The sequence below is a fragment of the Nonomuraea thailandensis genome (assembly GCF_024172165.1).
Lineage (GTDB): Bacteria > Actinomycetota > Actinomycetes > Streptosporangiales > Streptosporangiaceae > Nonomuraea > Nonomuraea thailandensis.
Window position 1 is genome coordinate 633,304 of sequence record NZ_JAMZEB010000001.1, and the last position, 17,971, is coordinate 651,274.

A 17,971-nucleotide genomic window follows, 5' to 3' on the forward strand; every position below is an offset into this window, starting at 1 on the left:
ACCATGACCAACGAGCGTGGCGGCGGCCAGAACAGACCCCGTCGCGATGCCGTACGAAACAGACAGAGGCTGCTGGAAGCGACCGGCAAGATTCTGCGGACCCGACCGGCCGAGGCCACCATGCCCGTCATCGCCGAGCAGACCGGGCTGTCGGTGGCCACCGCCTATCGCTACTTCCCCACCCTGGAGGAGTGCTGAACACCTACCTCCACCAGGTGATCAAGCTCCTGCGCGGCTACAGCCACGATAGCCCAAGACCGGGGCCGCCTTGTTCGAGGACGTGGTGGGCGAGTGGGGCAGGCTCCCGCGCTCTACGGGGACGCCATGGTCCAGTTGCACTCCCGGCGGGGCTTCCTCAGGCGGCTACGCGAAGGGGACCGGGTCATCGCAACGGTCCGCGACGCCTGGGAGCGCCCCATCCGCAGCCTCATGCATGAGCTCGGCGTCCCCGACGACCGCTTCGACGAGACCCTCTTCCTGTACAACGCGCTGTTCGACCCCCGGGAGGTCCTCGACCTCATCGACTCAGGCCTGTCCCAGGAGGAGGCGCTGCGCCACCTCACCGACGCGTTCTACGGTGCCATCCGCGCCCATGCCTGAGTGTGTCGGCCACCCCCAATGGAGCAGGTCAACGACCCGGTCACGGCGATCGTCGCCGGTCTGATACCGCGTCGGGTCGCGAGTGAAAGCCGACGACACCATGCTCTACACCCTTACGTGGACGGTTTTGCCTACCACCGTGACATCACACTCGCCGACCACCGGGACTCGGCGTAGATGGCAGGTCGCGAGGACCGCCGTAGCTGTCTGCTGCAGCTGCCAGCGGACGTGGCAAGTGGCTCTGGCACAAAGATCGTGATGTGGCCACTCTGGGTGAGCTATGCAAGCAGGATCCTCTTGCGGAGGAGATCAAGATTCGCCCGGCCGAACATTCGGCGCTTGAGGGCCTTAGAAGTTACGTGGCATCTGGCCGTAGGGGTGATCATGTCTCCTCGGTCCTGACCACGGAACTGGGAAGATGGCTTGAGCGACACGGCGGTGCTGGAGGAGAAGTGGCCGGTGCTGGGCCAGCATGCGCGGGCGGCCGAGTGGCTGCGTATCTGGGTGGATCTGGGGAGAGCGCCGCGCACGATCGATGCCTATGCGCGGGTTGGCCGAATACTTGCAGGTGTGCGAGCGCGAGGACGTCGATCCGGTGACGGCCGGCCGGCCGCATTTCGGCGTCTTCGTGCGGGACCTGACCGAGCGTCGGAGCCGTCGGGCGCCAATGTCGTCGCGCTCAATTCGGACTCTGGCTTGTCGAAGGCCACCATCCAGCAGCGGATCGTGCCGGTCAGGCCGTTCTACGACCACCTCGTGGAGGAAGGGCTGCGGGGATTCCAATCCGGTCGGCCGAGGGCGTTATACGCCAGGTCGGCGCTGGGGCGGGTCTCAGGGCGGGCATCAGCGTGGTCTGGTGCCCAGGGTGAAGAAGCTGTCGTGGATTCCGACCGAGCAGCAGTGGAGGAGCGTTCTCACGGTCGCGTCCGATGAACTGATCCGCAACCGCGTGATGCTGCCTTGGCCTACGACGCCGCGTTGCGGCGTGAAGAGCTGTGCTTGCTGCACCGACGACCCCGCCCTAGCTCGTCAGCCCAAAGGCATTGGGGAGCTCGTGCCGGACACTATTTCCGGCCTGGTCGGACGCCGCCAGGCGGAGCGACGCGGAAGTCGCCTCAGCAGGCGCAGCCGGCAGCCGTACCGACCGCTGGTCATCCCTGCCACTGACCCGCAGGTCGATCCAAGTGGCTCCGTCGTCGAAGCTGACCGCAACAGACAACTTGGCCAGCGGGGCTCCGGGGACGCCCGCCTCACGGTAGGCGGTGAGCCTCAGCGTCGAGCCGCCTCTCGCAGCCTCGTTGCGCTCGTTCAGATCGGCGGTGTATCGGATGTGCAGCAGCGGCTGGACCGCACACCCGGTACCGGCGGGGCAGGTGGAGCCGGACGCGGGCCGTTCACTCCGGAATGTCCACTCGCTGCGCATCGCCCGTCCGAACCGGAAGGACGGCGGCAAGAACGTATCCTTCCGGTCGTAGACCAGCCGCAGCGTGGCAGGCGTGGCGGGTATGGCGTAGCGGCCTAGCTGGTGCTCCGGGGCCTCCGCCGGGATCTGCCGGTCGCCCTCGAACAGCATGACGTCTCGCGCGTCGAGCCCCGTAGGAGTCGGCGACGTTCCGACCAGATGGCTGCCGGGCACCGGGTCCGTGACGAGCGCCGGATCGGACAGCGCGAGCGTGGGCCGTACCAGCAGGGTGTCGCCCTGGCGGCAGGTCGTGCATGGGCGGGAGAGCAGCGGATGGGCGGCCGCCGCGCCCGGCGCCGCCGGGGCCGCATTCGTCACCTCAGCGGGGCGAGGTCCCGCCTTAAGAATGGACAGGCGGTAGGCGAGAAGGTAACCGTCGTAGTCGGTCCAGCGAGCCCAGGTCTGATCACTGCGGACCGGACCGATCAGCTCCGTCGTCCGGGCTGGCGCGGATGACAGGACTCCGGAGGTGATGCTGCTGGACTCGCCGGTCGCGGGCCACATGCTCAAGTTGTACCGCCACAGTTCCGGCTCGGCCGAGCCGTGGGTGCGGTGCTCGACCGGAATCTGAGCCAGCTCCCCATCGCCGACCCGGTACTGCAGGGACCCGATGGCGTCCCGCTCGTAGAACTTCAAGCTGTAGAGGTACGGGCTCTGCCGCCCGCCCACCAGCTTGACCGTGACAGCCCCGTCCGCGAGCCGCTGCGCCAGCCGGTCGCCCTCCGGGGCCGGGAGCCCCGCGACAGGGATCTTCCTAGCGGTCATGGTCGTGCCCGGTACCCCGATGGCCAGGTCGGGGCTCCACACCAGCGCGCCGATCGCTCCGGCGTCGGCCAGTGCCGCCTCCTGCTCCGGGTCGAGGAAGGAGGCGTCGGTGTCGAGCAGCGGGATGCGCTTGGGCCGTGCCAGTGCGATCGCGCCGGAGAGCCCGGCGGCCTCCTCCGGCTCCAGCGTCGCCCCGACGTTCACCAGGCGGGCACGGACGCTCGCGGGGAACCTGGGCACGACGTTCGCGTAGGTGTCGTAGCGGGGGTTGAGCTTCATGGCCTCGCCGCTGACGCCCGAACTGCTGACGACGGTGCCGCTGATGGGGACGGCGCCCTGCTGCAGGTCGGCGGTGAGCAGGTACTGTCCGACGGTCGGCGGGGGCGCGGGGAGCGCCCACATCGACGAGTTGTGATAGCCGGTGATCCAGGCGTTGTAGTCGGACCATTCGCCCACCCGCCGCTGGAACTTCAGCGTGCCACCATATGCCTCGCTCTGCCGATCGGTCTGGACGCGCACCTGCCGGGCGGCGCTAAGCGACATTCTGGCGCCCTGGATGCCGAGCGGGTTCACGGAGACCTGTACTTCGGGCAGCGCGAGGACGGCGACGTGATGCTCGCGGTTGAGGGCGAAGCTGACATTGGCCGTGATGGCGTAGCGGCCGGGCCGCAGCCGGAAGGGCTCGCCGGGGGTTCCGGTGGCCGAGTGCGCGGGGTCGTCGAGGTTCATCGCCTGGACGCCGGAGCTCGCGCTGCAGTCGACGCTGCCGTAGGTCTTGCAGGGCAGGCCGTTGTGATCATTGATCCAGACGACGAGTTTCGTCGTCTCCGGCTCCCGGACGAAGCCCACAGCCGTGCGCGTGATGCGCCCGCTCGTGTCGGTGGCGGTTACAGTCCCGCTGTAGCTGCCATGGGGCAACCGTGCCGGGTCAAGGGTGACGTCCATGGAGGCCTCGCCGCCGCTGGGCACGCTCAGGGTGCCCGGCATCGTGAACGCACCGTCCGGCGCCGGTGCCCCGGTCACGGCGTTGTGGAGGGACGCCTTGACCGTCAGGGTGGCGTCCTGCGAGCCGGTGGCGGTGTAGGTGAGCGTCCGCGTCACCTTGTCCGTCGACGGCTCGTCCGACCGTCCGAGGTCGAGCGCGCCCTCGCTGACGACCGTCTGCTCGACGGCGGCGGCCACGTCGAGGCGTCCGGCGCCCACCTCGAACACCGACCTGCCGGCTTCGTGGGCGGAGGCGGTCAGGGCGTGCTTCAGTTCGGCCGCCTTCCAGCCGGGCTGGCGCTGCGCCAGCACGGCGGCCGCACCGGCGACGTGCGGAGTGGCCATCGAGGTCCCGGACGCCCTGGTGTAATGATCGTTGATCGGGGTGCCCATGGAGGTGCCCGCCGCCCGGGCGGCCGCGATCGCCACACCTGGCGCGGCGATGTCCGGCTTGAGGACGCGGGGGTAGTCGTATGGCAATGGGCCGCGAGAAGAGAAACCCGCCGTCCGGTCGGCGGAGTCGACCCCCGCCACGGTGAGAGCCGACTCGGCCACGCCGGGGGTGTCCACGGTGGAGGCCACCGGGCCCGCGTTGCCCGTGGCGATCACGAACAGGGCGCCGCTCGAGGTGGTCAGCCGGTTCACCGCCTGAGCCATCAGGTCCTCGGACTCCTGGGCCGGCGCCGGCCCGCCGAGGCTGAGGTTCACCACGGCGGCGCCTTGCGCGGCGGCCCATTCCATGCCGGCGATGATGTCGGAGGTCAGGCCGTTGCCATCGTTCCCCAGCACCTTGCCGATCACCAGCCGCGCTCCCGGCGCGACGCCCTTGTTGGCGCCGTTCGAGGCGGTGCCGGTGCCCGCGACGATAGACGCGACGTGGGTGCCGTGCCCGTGACCGTCGGCCACGGGCTCCCCGGCGACGAAGCTCTCGCTCGCGACCACCTTGCCGGCCAGGTCGGGGTGGGCCTCGTCGACGCCGGTGTCGAGCACGGCCACCTTGACGCCCGTGCCGTCGAAGCCGGCTTCCCACGCTCGGGGGGCCCGTACCTGGGGCACGCTCTTGTCGAGCAGGGCACGTACCGGGCGGTCGAGCAGCAGGCGCTCGACGCCGGAGGCGAGTACGCCGACCCCGGCGGCCGGCGTTCCGGCGGTCATCTCGCGCCAGAACGCCGCCGCCTTTTCTGCGGGAACGGTCAGCGCCGTGGCGTGCACTGTGTGGAGCGCGTGGGTCGCGGTCGAGGCGGCGAGCTCCTCACCTCGCTTCAGAAGGGACGCACGGCCGACTTTCTCGGGAAATATGGCGATAGCGGGGATGGCTCGTGTCACACCGAACCCGTTGCTCCGCAGCAACCGCACGTCGAACATCGATCTGTCCAACCGCCCCTGTTCGATCAGCGGCAGGGCGTCGTCCGGGATCACGTACAGTTCGCGTACGGCGGCGTCCTTGGCGGGCGGGCTCTGCACCGAGAAGCTGGGCGTGCGCCCGTCACGCCGGGGCGCGGAGGTCACGCTCACGGCGTTCTCTCCGAGAACTCGCACAACGTCTCCGGTGATGAGGGTGACCGCGTCTGTGGCCGCGCCGCGTTCCGGCCCTGCGGCGGTCGCCCGTTCGGCGTCGTCCGCATGCGACCACGCCGGGCCGGGCAACGCCACGAGAACCGCGAGCAGCGGCCCGGCCAGATAGCGGCGGGGTATCTTCCGCTTCATCACACCTCCGCAAGAAAAGTTCCTTACGATGGTGATCGACGGGACCTATGGAACGAAAGGTCCCGGAGTGACGACTATGATGCATTGCAACACTCGTCTCATGTAGGGAAGACCGGTGGGGGTACTGGAGCCCGTCGGGTTGACGGAGCAGGATGAGCGCCTCTACTTCGAACTGCTCCTCCGCCCCGGCAGAACCCGGGCGGAGCTCGCCTCGGCCCTGCTCGACTGGCCGCCGTCGCGGACGGCACGCACGCTGAAGACCCTCATCAACGCCGGACTGGTCACCACCCTCTCGGGTAAGCCGCCGCGCTACTCCCCGATAGCGCCGGACGTCGCGCTGGAGGGCCTGTCCCTCCGGCACATTGACCGGGTGCGTGAGGTACAGCGCAAGATCCCCGAGCTGATGGAGCGCTTCTGGAAAGCGCAGCGCGAAGGCGTGGCCGGAGACTTAGTGGAGATCCTCACGGGCGATCCTGTGGCGGTCCGCACGCGGGTGACGCAGCTCCAGAGCGCCGCCCGAATACGGGTTCGCGCGCTGGCAAGGCGTCCGTACGCGGCCAATCCCAACGTGCCCACGCACGTCGAGCTCGACGCACTGGAGCACGGAGTTCGCTACCAGGTCGTGTACGAGCAGGACGAGGTCTGCAGCGCGGAACGCTGGCCCGATCTGCTCGCCGGCATCGCGGCAGGCGAGGAGGCGCGCGTATTCGCCAGCCTGCCGGTGAAGCTGACACTCTTCGACGACTGGGCGGGCACCACACCGCTGGTGGATGAGGCAGGGCACTGGATCGGCACCATCGTCGTTCACCGGTCGCCCTTACTGGACGCGCTGTCGGCGCTGTTCGTGGCCTACTGGACCCGGGCCGTCCCGCTGGCGTGGCACTCCGGAAAGGGGCCGGCCCCCGCGGAGCCGGGAGAGCGGAAACCTTTGCAGGAGGACCTGGTCAAGCTGCTGGCCGCTGGGCTGACCGACCAGGCGATCGCCCGTACGCTCCGGCTGAGTCGCAGCACAGTGCAGCGGCGGGTGAACGAGCTGATGGAGCGCCACGGCGCCGGGACCCGTTTCCAGCTCGGGCTCCAGCTGGGCCGGGCCATGGAGACACCGGCTCAGTCCGTTGAGCTGGACGGCTGAGTGCTGGCGAGCATTCCTGTCACGCGCAGAAACGCACTGTTGGGTCCATGCGCTCGGCAAGGCCCTCCCTTCTGTCGGCAGTCCGCAAACCCGAGCTTGTGGACTGCGATGAAGTTCGAAATCCGTCAGATCCGAAGCCCGCAGGGGCCGTAAGAAGGCGACCTGTGTGAGCGGTTGGAGTACTTCCGTCCGGTGGATCAAGCTTCAGCAGTCAAGAGGCGTGCCGGATCGTCGGAGGAGCCCAAAGCGGTGAGGACCGGGCCGATAACGGAGGTTATGTCCCGCGGAGTGGTGTAAGTGGCTCTCGCGTGAGGCTCTGCTGGATCGACTATGCCGTCATCAGTTCGGTCTGCGCCACCTCCTGCTGGTCGGTGCCGGATATCGTAATGAGGGCCATGGAGCCTTCGGACAGGTAGCGGCGCTCAGCGACCTGCCATTCGTCGTGGGCTTCGACCAGCACCGCGCCGGCCAGTCGCAGCAGGGCTTCGGGGTTGGGGAAGACCCCGACGACGTCGGTGCGGCGTTTGATCTCTTTGTTCAGCCGTTCGAGGGGGTTGGTGGACCAGATCTTCTTCCAGTGCGCGGGCGGGAATGCGGCGAAGGCGAGGATGTCGTCGGCGGCCTCGTGCAGCATGGTCTCGACCTGGGGGAACTGGCGGCCGAGCATGCTAGCGATCACGCCCAGCTGGTCGCGGACCATGTCCGGGGTGGGCTGGGCGAAGATGGTGCGGATGGCGGCGGCGACCATTTCGGCCGAGACCTTCGGGACACGGGCGAGCACGTTGCGCAGGAAGTCGGAGCCGTCAAGAAATAAGCTGTCGATTTCCGCAGTTCGCCTGGTCGAGGGACTATGACGAGGCTCAGAAAGGGCGGCAGGGACTCTTGCTGCACCTGCGTGGGATTGCTCTGCACATAGGGGCCGGGGACGTCCTCGGGCCATCGCCTGACAGGTGACACGCCGACAAGTTGTTTCTTGACGGCTCCAGTGAACCCGGCATCTTTGCCAGGCCGCACCGAGCAGCACCGCGCCGATGGAGGCGACCAGGCCGGCGTGCGCGTCGGAGATGACCAGCTGCACCCCGGCCAGGCCACGGGCCTTAGCGAGCGCAGGAACGCGGTCCAGAACGCGCCGTCCTCGCTGTCACCGACGGCGAAGCCGAGCACTTCCCGACGGCCGTCGGCGCTGACCCCGGTGGCCACGATGACGGCCTGGGAGACCACCCGGCGGTTGACCCGGGCCTTGCAGTAGGTGGCGTCCAGGAACAAGTACGGGAACGTCTGCCCGGCCAGGGAGCGGTCGCGGAAGGCGGTGACTTCCTCATCCAGGTCGGCGCAGATGCGCGAGACCTCGCTCTTGGAGATGCCGGTGTCCGCGCCGAGGGCTTTGACCAGGTCGTCGACCTTGCGGGTGGACACTCCGTGCAGGTAGGCCTCCATCACCACGGCAAACAGCGCCTGGTCGACCCGGCGGCGGCGTTCCAGCAGCGAGGGGAAGAACAAGCCGGTGCGCAGCTTGGGGATCTGCAGTTCCAGATCCCCTGCGGTGGTGGTCAGGGTGCGCGGCCGGTGCCCGTTACGTTGTGCCATCCGGTCCGGGGTGCGCTCGTGCGGGGCGGCGCCGATCACCGCGGTCAACTCGGCCTCGATGAGCGCTTGGTAGATGGTCTCGGCGGCGTGCCGGATGCGCTCGCTCGCCTCGGAGTTCTTCAGTACCGAAAGAACTTCTAACAGGGCAGACTGGTCCAGGGCCATCGCGTGCTTCTCCCCTGCGTGTCACTTGGCGGTTTCACACAGAGACTCACGCGATGGCCCTCTGTCGTTGAAGGCGACGCGCCGTTCGAGGCCAGATCTACACCACTCGACGGGACGTAACCATAACGGACCGTGACGGTGGCTGCTAAGTGTGGTTGGCGCTCGGGGCGTGTCCCGGGAGCGAGATCGCCCGGTAACCGCTGAGCAGCGCGCCCAGGGGCGGGTTATGAGCTCGCTCATGGACATCGCCTTCCGGGAGCACGGTCGCTGCAACCTACCCGGGCGTGTATCCGGCGTCGATGCGCGGGCCACGACGATGGGCTGCGACACCGCCAAAGGCGCCAGGGCAGGCGCCGGCGTTCTCGGCCGGTCAATCCGTGGAAGTCGTTCTTGATGGACTGTACGGGCGAAGCCCGTTCCTCCTTTGCTTCTTCTGTTTAGGAAACAAACCAGTCCGCCGCCTTTACATTGTAGATTAACTCAGTCATCTCTGAGCGCCGCGACACGCAGAGGGGCGCAGGCTGGCCAGCAGCCTCTGGCGCGACTCTTTCGCATCCAGCTCGGCGATGCGGGCACACCCAGGCCGGCGACGGAGAGCCTGATCGGTGTCCGGCTCACAGCCGGTGAGCTAAGCGTCATCCGACAAGACCGCTCTCGCAGGCCCAGGGGCGACGGCCGCGAGGCTGCCGGCACGGGAGACCCGCCATGGTCTTCCTGGCCGTTTGGAACCTTGTGGTTCGTTGGTGGATTCGTGCGGTCGCCGAAGGGGAATCTTCGGCTGATCGGGCACGCGACCGGCGGCTCGGCCACGACGCGTTCATGAGGCGGACACCATGGCGACCGACTACGACAGCCCCCGCAAGACTGACGACGACTCGGCGGAGGACAGTCTGGCCGAGCTCCGGGACCGCCGTGCCGACGCCTCCTCCGGCCGCACCGACGTCGACGAGACCGACCTGGCCGAGTCGCTGGAACTGCCGGGCGCTGACCTGTCGGACGAGGAGTTGTCCGTGCGGGTCATCCCGCCTCAGGCGGACGAGTTCACCTGCTCGCGCTGCTTCCTGGTGCACCACCGTAGTCAGCGCGCCGCTGGGCGAGACGATCAGCAGATCTGCCGCGAGTGCGCCGCCTGAGCGGGACGACGATCAGGCGGCGTTCAGCCATGATTGCGGTAGGCGGCGGAGGGCTCTGATGCTCCAGATGATAGGTGCGGGCAAGAATAACCAGCCCGGGATCGCGGCGATGATCCGACGGCGTGATGCGTGGTTGCTGGCCCGCGGGTTGCCGGGGACACGGGCGCTGGGACGCTGGCCGGTCAGGCTGCAGATCCCGACTTCCCGATGTGGATCCTGGTCCATGGCCAGGAGATCCTCAGGCCGGGCCGGGCGGTGCAGATCTTCATGCGGCGGATCTCGCGGCGGCCGTGGGCGGTTTCGTCGGTGCGGTCGTTGAGGATGGCTTCGCGCCAGGGCAGGGTCTTGAGTCGGCGCGGGAGCGTGGGCTGGTTGCCTTTGATGATGAAGAGGTAGTGGCCGCTGGCGGCGACGAGGTGGTGGGCGTGATCGTGCTGGGTGTGCAGGGCGTCGGTGGTGATCACCACGCTGGTCAGGTCCAGGTCGCGCGGCCGGCGTGTGAAGGCGGGGATCTCGTTGCTCTTGGCCTCGATCTGGCGTTGGGCCAGGACGGTCTGGGTGTCGTGGCGGATGGCGGCCAGCAGGTGGGGCGCGCCGTTGCGGGTGCGGCTGCCGCGTAGGGTCTTGCCGTCCACGGCCAGGCCGAGCAGGGGCGTTTTGGGTGGAGGTCGCCTGTTCGGGTGGCTGGCAGGCGGCCAGCGCGGCGAGGTAGCCGCAGATCGCGGCGTCGAAGGCGTCGCCGTCCAGGCGGGCCAGCAGCCGTCCCAGGGTGGAGGCGGCCGGTCGCGTCGTGGCCGGGAGGCCGAGTTGGATGCGCAGGCCGGGGCCGTACCGGTGATGAACCTGGCGGGCTGCGCCGGTGATGTCGCTCCGCTGAGGACGGCGAGCAGGGTTAAGGCGAGGAGCGGCCCGAGCCGGCAGCGGCGTCCCCTGCGACTGCGGGGGTCGGGCACGGTGTCCAGTACCTGGGCCAGGGTGGGCAGGTCGATGGCCGCGTCGGTGAGGGTGACGTGCTCCAGGTGACGACAGAGCACGTCGATCGGGGATGATGGCACGCGAAACGCGGCCCCTGTTCTTGATCGACTGGCTAGACGCCGACGATCATCAGGGGTCGCGTTTGTCATCTCTCCATCGGGGTGCCCTCAGCTGCCCCCTAGCACAGGGGTGTAGCCGTCTCACGAGCCGAGAACGCATCGGCCCTGCCCCAGGTTCTGGGAAGTTGCCTTCCCGCTACATACAGGGAAGGGAATATAGCTCCAACCTGGGGAAACATTCCGCTACTTCCGAGAGGGCGTTTGATCCTGTCTGATCCCGGGTTTAGGTGCCGCGCCAGGTGGGGGTGTTCTCGCCGGTGAGTCGGCGGGCCATGAGATCGATCATGGCGATGTGGATCATGGCTTCGGAGCGGTCGGGGCGGGCTTCGTAGTCGCGCACCAGGCGGCGATGCAGCATCAGCCAGCCGAGCGTGCGTTCGGCCGGCCAGCGCCGCGGCAATGGGGTGAAGCCTCTGGTGGCGGGATCGCGGCGGACGATCTCGACGTCGATGCCGAGGGCCGCGCCGCCCTCGATGACGGTGGTGCGGTAGGCGCTGTCGGCCCAGGCCTTGGTGAGGGTGGGCCGGTCGGTGGCGGCTGTGACGAGCAGGGGTAGTCCGGCGGCGCTGTCGGAGAGGCTGGCGGCGGTGACCAGCACGGCCAGCAGGAGGCCCAGGGTGTCGGTGATGATGGTGCGCTTGCGGCCGGCGATCTTCTTGCCGGCATCGTAGCCCTGGCTGGTGGCGGGCACGTTGGTAGAGGTCTTGATGCTTTGGGCGTCGATCACGCAGGCGGTGGGCTCGGAGTCACGCCCGGCCGCGGTGCGGACGGATCGGCGGAGCAGGCTGGTGAGCTGGTCAAAAATGCCGTCTTTCTGCCAGTGCGCGAAGTAGGCGTAGGCGGTCTGCCAGGGCGGGTACTCGTGCGGCAAGTAGCGCCAGGGGATGCCGGTGCGGTTGACGTAGAGGATCGCGTTCAGGATGTCGCGCAGGTCATGCTCGGGAGGACGGCCGATGTCTAGGGCGCCTGCGCGGCGTTCGGCTCGCCAGGCGGTCAAGACGGGCTCGACGAGCGCCCATCGGGCGTCGGACAGGTCGCTGGGATACGGTCGCGGTTCGGTCATGCCTTTGGGGTACTGCCGGAGTGACGCGGCTGGCCAGACGGCCATCCGGCCGTCGATCAAACCAGGGCGAGGTACCGCATGTGGGGATGAGACGGGAGCTTTCGGGGTCAGGCGGGCGCGGTGCGTCGGCCTGAACCGCCGATTGAGTACCGAACCGGGTCGAAGAGTGCGCCGATCCGGCGATCAACCTACGGAACCAAAGCCCTCATATGCCACCAGTCGGGCTTAAACGCCCACTGAGAGGGCGTTTAGGCATGTTCGGCGCCAGCCTGCCCTGTTATGGCCGTCGAGCGATTCGCGTACTTTGCGAGCTATCTATGCATATGCGAGTCCGGGTGGGCTCTCCTCGATGTCTGTTTCGTGAGACGAGCCGCTCCCGATTCCGTCTGGTGTAGAGATGTCCTGGACACGCCATGTTCCGGCAGATGCCAGGCATGACGTGGGGCTGGACGTAGGGGTCGGGTATGAACCTCCGGCGCCCGTACCGTTCCGACATCTCCGACGCCCGCTGGGCCTTAATCGAACCGACCCTGACCGCCTGGCGGCAGGCCCGGCTCGACCGCCGTCCCACCGGCGCACCCGCGCCCACTGACCTGCGAGAAATCTTCAACGCGATCTTGTATCTGAACCGGACCGGCATCGCCTGGACCTACCTCCCGCACGACTTCCCACCCCACGGCACCGTCTACTCCTACTACGCCGCCTGGCGCGATGAGGGCATCTTCGCCCAGCTCAACTACGACCTCACCGGCCTGGCCCGCGCCAAGGAAGGACGCGAGGCCGAACCCACCGCGGCAGTCATCGACACCCAGACGATCAAGACCTCCACCAACCCGCCGACCGCGACACAGGGCACGGACGCCGCGAAGAAGATCGTCGGACGCAAGCGGAGCGTAGCCACCGATGCCCTCGGCCTGCTCCTCGCTGTGGTCGTCTGCGCCGCCTCCGTCTCGGAGAACCAGGCCGGCATCCAGGTCCTCGACCAGGCCAAGGCCGCCCACCCCGCTCTGGCTGTGACCTGGGTAGACACCGGTTTCAAGAACCAGTTCGCCGAACACGCCGCCACCCTCGGAGTCAACGCCGAGGTCGTCCATCGCGACCCCGAAACCCGTGGCTTCCACGTCCTCAAGCGACGCTGGGTGATCGAGCGAACCTTCGGCTGGCTCATGCTCCACCGCCGCCTTGCCCGCGACTACGAGACCCTGCCCGCCAGTTCCGAAGCCATGATCCACATCGCGATGATCGACAACGCCAGCAAGCGCATCACCGACGAATCCACCCCAACCTGGCGAGGGACGCACTAGGACGAACACCTACAAATCAAACGCCCTCTGATGAGTGAGCTTAGCGTAAGCTGGTGATCACTCCCAGAAATGTCAGCTTCTCAGAAGTAATCCGTCCGAACTTCCGTTGAGGCCCTCTGCTCGGGTCCGTGCGGAGGAGCCTCGCCGGCCTGTACCGGCCCGCCTCGGGCCGTATCACGGCCAACGGCACCGACATCGCCACCCTGGAGCCGGCCGAATGGCGCCGACATCTCGCCATCGTCTTCCAGGACTTCGTGCGTTACCCGCTCTCCGTGATGGACACCATCGCGCTGGGCCGGGCGGATACCGCCCCTGAGCAGGCACGCCTCGAGAGTGCGGCCGATGACGCGGGGCTCGCAGAGCTCGTTTCGATGCTGCCGTCGGGCTGGGAGACGCCCTTGTCACGCTCACGTACCGGGGGCGTCGACCTGTCGGGAGGGCAATGGCAGTAGGTCGTGCTGGCGCGAGCCTTCTACGGAGTGCGGAGCGGGGTCGAACTCCTCGTGCTGGACGAGCCGACCGCACACTTGGACGTCCGCACCGAGTTCGACGTCTTCCGGAGAATCACCGACCGACGCGGCGACGCCGGAATCATCCTGATGTCGCATCGGTTATCCACCGCACGAGCCGCCGACCGCATCATCCTCCTCGGGGACGGACGTGTCACCGAGAGTGGCACCCATGACGAGCTGATGGCGCAAAGAGGCACTTACGCACGCCTGTTCACCCGTCAGGCCCGACGCTTCCGCGCCGGCTACGACGACCGGCTGGAAGAAGAGGCCTCCTGATGGCCGGCGTTCGCACCTGCGTTTCTGGTGGGACATCTTGCGCACGACGCACGCCCGCGCCCCCGTCCTGACGGGCGTCAACATCGTCGTGGAGATCGTCACGCTACTGGCCGGTGTCGGGATGGCCGTGGCTCTGCGGGCAGTCGCGAACGGCGCCGCCGCGGGAGATGCGCCCGGGGCGCTGGGGGGAGCCGTCTGGGCAGCGCTGGTGACCGCGCGACTGCGCGAGCTGGTCGGGAACTTCCTCGTGGCCGACAAGATCGGCCCGGGCTGGCTGTCCGACCGCATCACCTACGAGGTCGCCGCGATCGAAAGCATCGAGCATATGGAGCGAGGCGACAATCTCGACCGCGTCGGCCTTCTCCGCACCTCCTCCTGGGAATTGGTGGCCGGGGCGTGGACCGCGCTGCGCACGGTGTTCTCCACCCTCCAGCTCGCCGCCGTCCTCTCGCTCCTCGGCAATGTCTCACCATGGCTGCTCATGCTGCTCGTACTCGCCGCGGTGCCGATCTGGTGCGATGCCCGTGCGCGCGGGCAGCTCAACCGGACCGAGATCTCCACCGCTGAGCAGTTCCGCCTCCAGCGGCACCTGTTCGAACTGGCCACCGATGTCGCCGCGGCCAAGGAGATCCGCGTCAGTGGAGCGGCAGACCAGGTGCTGGAACACCAAGAGCGCGCCTGGCATGACGTCGTCCACGAACGCTTCCGGGCACGGATGCGCAGCTTCGCATGGCGGCTGCTGGGCTGGTCGGTCTTTACCATCGCGTTCACGGCCATGCTCGCCATCGTCCTGGTCCAAGCCGCGGAAGACCGCTCCACCGTGGGCGACGTCGTCATGGTGATCGCCCTTGCCGCGTCGCTGCAGCAGACGGTTCAGGCGGTGGTCGGCCGGCTCACCGGCACGATGAGCGCCGGCTTGCACATCGAGCCTTACCTGTGGTTGCGAGACTACGCGGCAGCCGATCGGGCGCGGGGGCACGGCAGGCTCCAGTCTCCCCCAGTCCTGCGCGACGGCATCGAGTTCAAGGGAGTCAGCTACACCTATCCAGGCACGCTGCGCCCCGCATTGGACGACGTCAGCATCCTCCTGCCCGCAGGGTCGGTCGTCGCCGTCGTCGGGGAGTTCGGCTCGGGAAAGTCCACGCTCGTCAAACTGCTCGGCAAGTTCTACCAGCCGGACAAAGGCAGCATTCTCGTCGACGGCACGGACCTCGCCGATCTCCACACCGAGGCCTGGCGAGCGCGCACCAGCGCCGCCTACCAGGACTTCGGCCGTTATCCCCACCTCACCTTCGGCGAGGCGGTCGGGCACGACGATCTCGCCCACCTCGCCAGCCCGTCAGCCCGTCAGCCGAAGGCATCGTGGTGAGCCTCCCAGCCGGCCTCGACACGAGGCTCGGCCGGGCCTTCGGCGGCGTCGACCTCTCGGAGGGACAGTGGCAGAAGACCGCGCTGGCCCGGGCGTCGATGCGGCACGCGCCATTGCTGTTCGTCCTCGACGAGCCCACCGCTTCGCTGGACGCGCCCAGTGAACACGCCATCTTCACGCGCTACATGGAACGAGCCCGCCGGCTGGCGGCTCTCAGCGGAGCGATCATCGTGATCGTGTCACACCGCTTCTCCACACTCGCCGGGTCCGACCTGATTCTCGTCCTCGACAAGGGAGCTCTCATCGCACACGGCACACATCGACAGCTGCTGAACGCCTAGGGCCGCTATGCCGAGCTGTACGCGATGCAGACGGCGGCATACAAATCTGATTGATCTTCGAGAGAACAGCTGATTCGCACCGACAAGGCGCTGTCCGTGAAGGGGTTCGATCAATATTTATGGAACCCTAGGCGATGACAGACCGCGTCAGCAAGAGTGACAAACCGGTACAGGGCGTCGCGCTGCCCGGCCTGTGCGCGCCGCTCCTCAGCAAACATGTCACCGCACCGGAGCGCTCATCGCCTGGCCGACGGCGACCGGCCCGGCCTCTGTGAACCTTGGCCGGCGGCTCCGTTCTGCGCTGGCAGGGGGCGCACCTGGACGACAGGACGCGGACTGGCGAGACCGGGCCCTGTCCGAGTCAGTCTGCCGCGCAGCAGTTGCTCGGTCTCGTTCTTCAGGTGGTCCGGCTGGGTTTCGGGCAGATGGTTGCAGCGGTCACGTCCAGCCGCGCCTCGCCGCCAGCACGCCCGCCTCGAAGCGGCTGCGTGCCTTCAGGGTCACCATCAGGCGTGCCGTCATGCGCCGGGTCGTTCGCAGCGATACCCCGAGCTTCCTGCTCGCCTGCTCGTCGGTGTGGCCAGTGGCGAGCAAACGTACGAGTTCGTGCTCCAGCGTGGACAGGCCCGCGTCGTCGGTGGCAACGGGCTCCTCCAGCGGCGCTGCGGCGGCCCACAAGTGCTCGAAGAGCACGCAGATGGCCGCCACGGCGCCCCGGCTGCGCAGGACCAGCGCCCCGAGGTGCGAAGCGGCCGGCTCGATGGGGATCAATGCCGTCTCCCTGTCGACCACGATCATCATGAGGGGGAGGGTCGGCAACGTCCGCGCCGACGCGCCGAGAGAAGCGAGCCGCTGGACGTGGTGCATACTGGCCCTGTCGTTGCGGATGCTGTCCTGGTAGATGGTGCGGAACGCGACACCGCGGCGCAACGCTGATTCGTCCAGCAGGCGGCCGGCCTCTATCGCCTCTGCCGACATGGCTTTGCCGGGAAGAATCGACAGGCATTCCCCGCGTGTCATCTGGGCAAGTTCGGCCAATCGCGCGCGCACAGCGGACACCCCGTTCAACCTCTCGATGACCTCGGCATCCAGTCCTGGCTGGGCATCGTGCAACTCCACCAGTTCGGCGACCGCGGCCCTGGTGGCCTCGATCTGCCGCTGGTGGCGGGCGAGGTCCGCTTCACCGCGGGAGAGGAGCGACAAAAGCCCGATCTGCGGGCCGATCACCCGGAAGGAAACGGACCCGGTCTCGCTCACCAGATGGAGTTCCGCCAGCCGGTCCAGGGCCTCACGGATTTCGGCTTCGGGACGCCGCAGATGAGCGGCCAGCTCTGGCAGATCCAACTCGGGACGTTGGAGGAGGAGCCGATACACCGTCTCGACAGAAGCGTCCAACCCCAGTGGCTCAAGCATCATGCAGCCCCAGGTGAGGCGAGCGCAACGTCGCTACAGGTGGGCAGGATCACCACGAGTAACCCCCGACATCCATCGGCTGCATGGTGTGGTCAGGCTAGCCGCGGGCTCCGTGGACGGTAAACAGGACCGGCCGCCATCTTCCGCTCGATTACTGACAAATCGCCAATCTGGCTAGTCCGATACCGAAACGGCGTGGCCCCACACATCATCGGCGATCTCACCGGACGACAGCATGCGGCCAGGCCGCCACCTGCCGCCAGTGGTCAGCGGCCGCGCATCCTGGTATCCGACCGGCAGCAAGATGCCAGCGGATTTCCTGCCGCAGGAAAGGCCGTGACAACGATTTCGGCAGCACTGAATAATCAACGGCATGGAACCGATTTCGACCAGTACAGCACCGCGCGGAGGACGAGACCGGCCTGATTACGCCGGAAGGGGATTCCAGTGGGGCTAAAAGACGGGTTCGTGAATGCATCTGGTCATCGTCACCCTGCGGCACGATGCCGTAGCCGTCTCGGAAATCCCGTCTGCTGCCGTCGTCACTGACGTGTTCTGGGCCCTTGCCGCGCACTCCGATGGCCTGCGACATGTGCATGCCATCGCACACTTGGGCGACCTTCGCGTGGCGCTCTTCCTCCAGTCCGACGGCGCAGAGAGGGCATTACTGGCCGCCCGGCGGTTGTGTGACCGAGCCCTGGCGAGGGCGCCGATTCTGACGGCCTGGAAAATCCTCGAGAACACCTGACCTGAACGTTGTCACCACATTCATACCGGTCATTCATGAAGGAGTATCGCTGTGGAAATTCGCAAGACCGTCACGATCCTCGTTGCCGGAATCGGCGCCGTCTCCCAGCTCGCCGGGGGAAATGCGGCCGCCGCGAGCGGGCCAGGTCCCGTCGCCGCCGCGGCGGCTCAGCCCGATAGAGAAGCATCCTACGGAGAGGAGGGGCCGGCGCGCGTGTGGTTCACCCCCACCACGGTCGACTACTACGCCGCCGAGGAGCTCCACCAGCAGGCCTCCTCGCGCGACAGGCTGGCCCCCACCCGGACTCACGTCTGAA

15 protein-coding genes and 2 pseudogenes are annotated in these 17,971 nt (G+C 67.7%); 11 read left to right on the forward strand and 6 right to left on the reverse strand.

Annotation, left to right across the window (positions count from 1 at the left end; genetic code table 11):
• Positions 1-3 precede the first annotated feature (3 nt).
• Positions 4-198: a TetR/AcrR family transcriptional regulator gene (locus HD597_RS02995; protein WP_253740145.1), complete on the forward strand. Its 195-nt coding sequence runs from the start codon at positions 4-6 to the stop codon at positions 196-198.
• Between the two features lie 93 nt (positions 199-291).
• Positions 292-600, forward strand: a complete 309-nt coding sequence (locus HD597_RS03000) for a hypothetical protein (protein WP_253740146.1) — start codon at positions 292-294, stop codon at positions 598-600.
• A 1,021-nt stretch (positions 601-1,621) separates the two neighbouring features.
• Here HD597_RS03000 and HD597_RS03005 read toward each other — a convergent pair.
• Positions 1,622-5,518 (reverse strand): S8 family peptidase, encoded by a 3,897-nt coding sequence (locus tag HD597_RS03005; RefSeq protein ID WP_253740147.1) that lies wholly within the window; start codon positions 5,516-5,518, stop codon positions 1,622-1,624.
• A 115-nt stretch (positions 5,519-5,633) separates the two neighbouring features.
• Here HD597_RS03005 and HD597_RS03010 point away from each other — a divergent pair, with 115 nt between their 5' ends.
• Positions 5,634-6,650 carry a helix-turn-helix domain-containing protein gene (locus HD597_RS03010; protein ID WP_253740148.1) on the forward strand — a complete coding sequence of 339 codons (1,017 nt, stop codon included), beginning with the start codon at positions 5,634-5,636 and terminating at the stop codon, positions 6,648-6,650.
• A gap of 328 nt (positions 6,651-6,978) precedes the next feature.
• On the opposite strand, the pseudogene HD597_RS03015 reads toward HD597_RS03010, so the two are convergent.
• A pseudogene (locus HD597_RS03015) lies at positions 6,979-7,443 on the reverse strand (transposase); the annotation flags it as partial.
• A gap of 186 nt (positions 7,444-7,629) precedes the next feature.
• Positions 7,630-8,402 (reverse strand): annotated as a pseudogene (locus HD597_RS03020) (IS256 family transposase); the annotation flags it as partial.
• 833 nt (positions 8,403-9,235) lie between these two features.
• Between HD597_RS03020 and HD597_RS03025 the strand changes: the two are divergent.
• A complete protein-coding gene (locus HD597_RS03025; protein WP_253740149.1) occupies positions 9,236-9,535 on the forward strand; it encodes a DUF4193 domain-containing protein in 300 nt (99 codons plus the stop codon).
• Between the two features lie 182 nt (positions 9,536-9,717).
• On the opposite strand, the gene HD597_RS03030 is transcribed toward HD597_RS03025, so the two are convergent.
• Positions 9,718-10,590 carry an ISAs1 family transposase gene (locus HD597_RS03030; RefSeq protein ID WP_253740150.1) on the reverse strand — a complete coding sequence of 291 codons (873 nt, stop codon included), beginning with the start codon at positions 10,588-10,590 and terminating at the stop codon, positions 9,718-9,720.
• A 262-nt stretch (positions 10,591-10,852) separates the two neighbouring features.
• Entirely contained in the window at positions 10,853-11,692 is an 840-nt protein-coding gene (locus HD597_RS03035) for an IS5 family transposase (protein WP_253740354.1), read from the reverse strand.
• A gap of 464 nt (positions 11,693-12,156) precedes the next feature.
• On the opposite strand from HD597_RS03035, the gene HD597_RS03040 reads away from it, so the two are divergent.
• The 5 genes from HD597_RS03040 to HD597_RS03060 all read left to right on the forward strand — a co-directional run bounded on the left by HD597_RS03040 (position 12,157) and on the right by HD597_RS03060 (position 15,494).
• Positions 12,157-12,996 (forward strand): IS5 family transposase, encoded by an 840-nt coding sequence (locus HD597_RS03040; RefSeq protein ID WP_253740151.1) that lies wholly within the window; start codon positions 12,157-12,159, stop codon positions 12,994-12,996.
• A gap of 128 nt (positions 12,997-13,124) precedes the next feature.
• Entirely contained in the window at positions 13,125-13,448 is a 324-nt protein-coding gene (locus HD597_RS03045) for an ATP-binding cassette domain-containing protein (protein WP_253740152.1), read from the forward strand.
• A gap of 51 nt (positions 13,449-13,499) precedes the next feature.
• A complete protein-coding gene (locus HD597_RS03050) occupies positions 13,500-13,784 on the forward strand; it encodes a hypothetical protein (protein ID WP_253740153.1) in 285 nt (94 codons plus the stop codon).
• 37 nt (positions 13,785-13,821) lie between these two features.
• On the forward strand, positions 13,822-15,153 hold the full coding sequence (locus HD597_RS03055; RefSeq protein WP_253740154.1) for an ATP-binding cassette domain-containing protein: 1,332 nt from the start codon (positions 13,822-13,824) through the stop codon (positions 15,151-15,153).
• Positions 15,150-15,494, forward strand: coding sequence for an ATP-binding cassette domain-containing protein (locus tag HD597_RS03060; RefSeq protein WP_253740155.1), 345 nt, complete (start codon positions 15,150-15,152; stop codon positions 15,492-15,494). The genes HD597_RS03055 and HD597_RS03060 overlap by 4 nt, the downstream gene beginning before the upstream one ends.
• Before the next feature lie 438 nt (positions 15,495-15,932).
• On the opposite strand, the gene HD597_RS03065 is transcribed toward HD597_RS03060, so the two are convergent.
• Positions 15,933-16,838, reverse strand: coding sequence for a helix-turn-helix domain-containing protein (locus tag HD597_RS03065; protein ID WP_253740156.1), 906 nt, complete (start codon positions 16,836-16,838; stop codon positions 15,933-15,935).
• 541 nt (positions 16,839-17,379) lie between these two features.
• Between HD597_RS03065 and HD597_RS03070 the strand changes: the two genes are divergently transcribed.
• Positions 17,380-17,655: a hypothetical protein gene (locus tag HD597_RS03070; protein ID WP_253740157.1), complete on the forward strand. Its 276-nt coding sequence runs from the start codon at positions 17,380-17,382 to the stop codon at positions 17,653-17,655.
• Positions 17,656-17,706: 51 nt separating this feature from the next.
• On the forward strand, positions 17,707-17,970 hold the full coding sequence (locus HD597_RS03075) for a hypothetical protein (RefSeq protein ID WP_253740158.1): 264 nt from the start codon (positions 17,707-17,709) through the stop codon (positions 17,968-17,970).
• The last annotated feature ends 1 nt before the right edge of the window (position 17,971 follow it).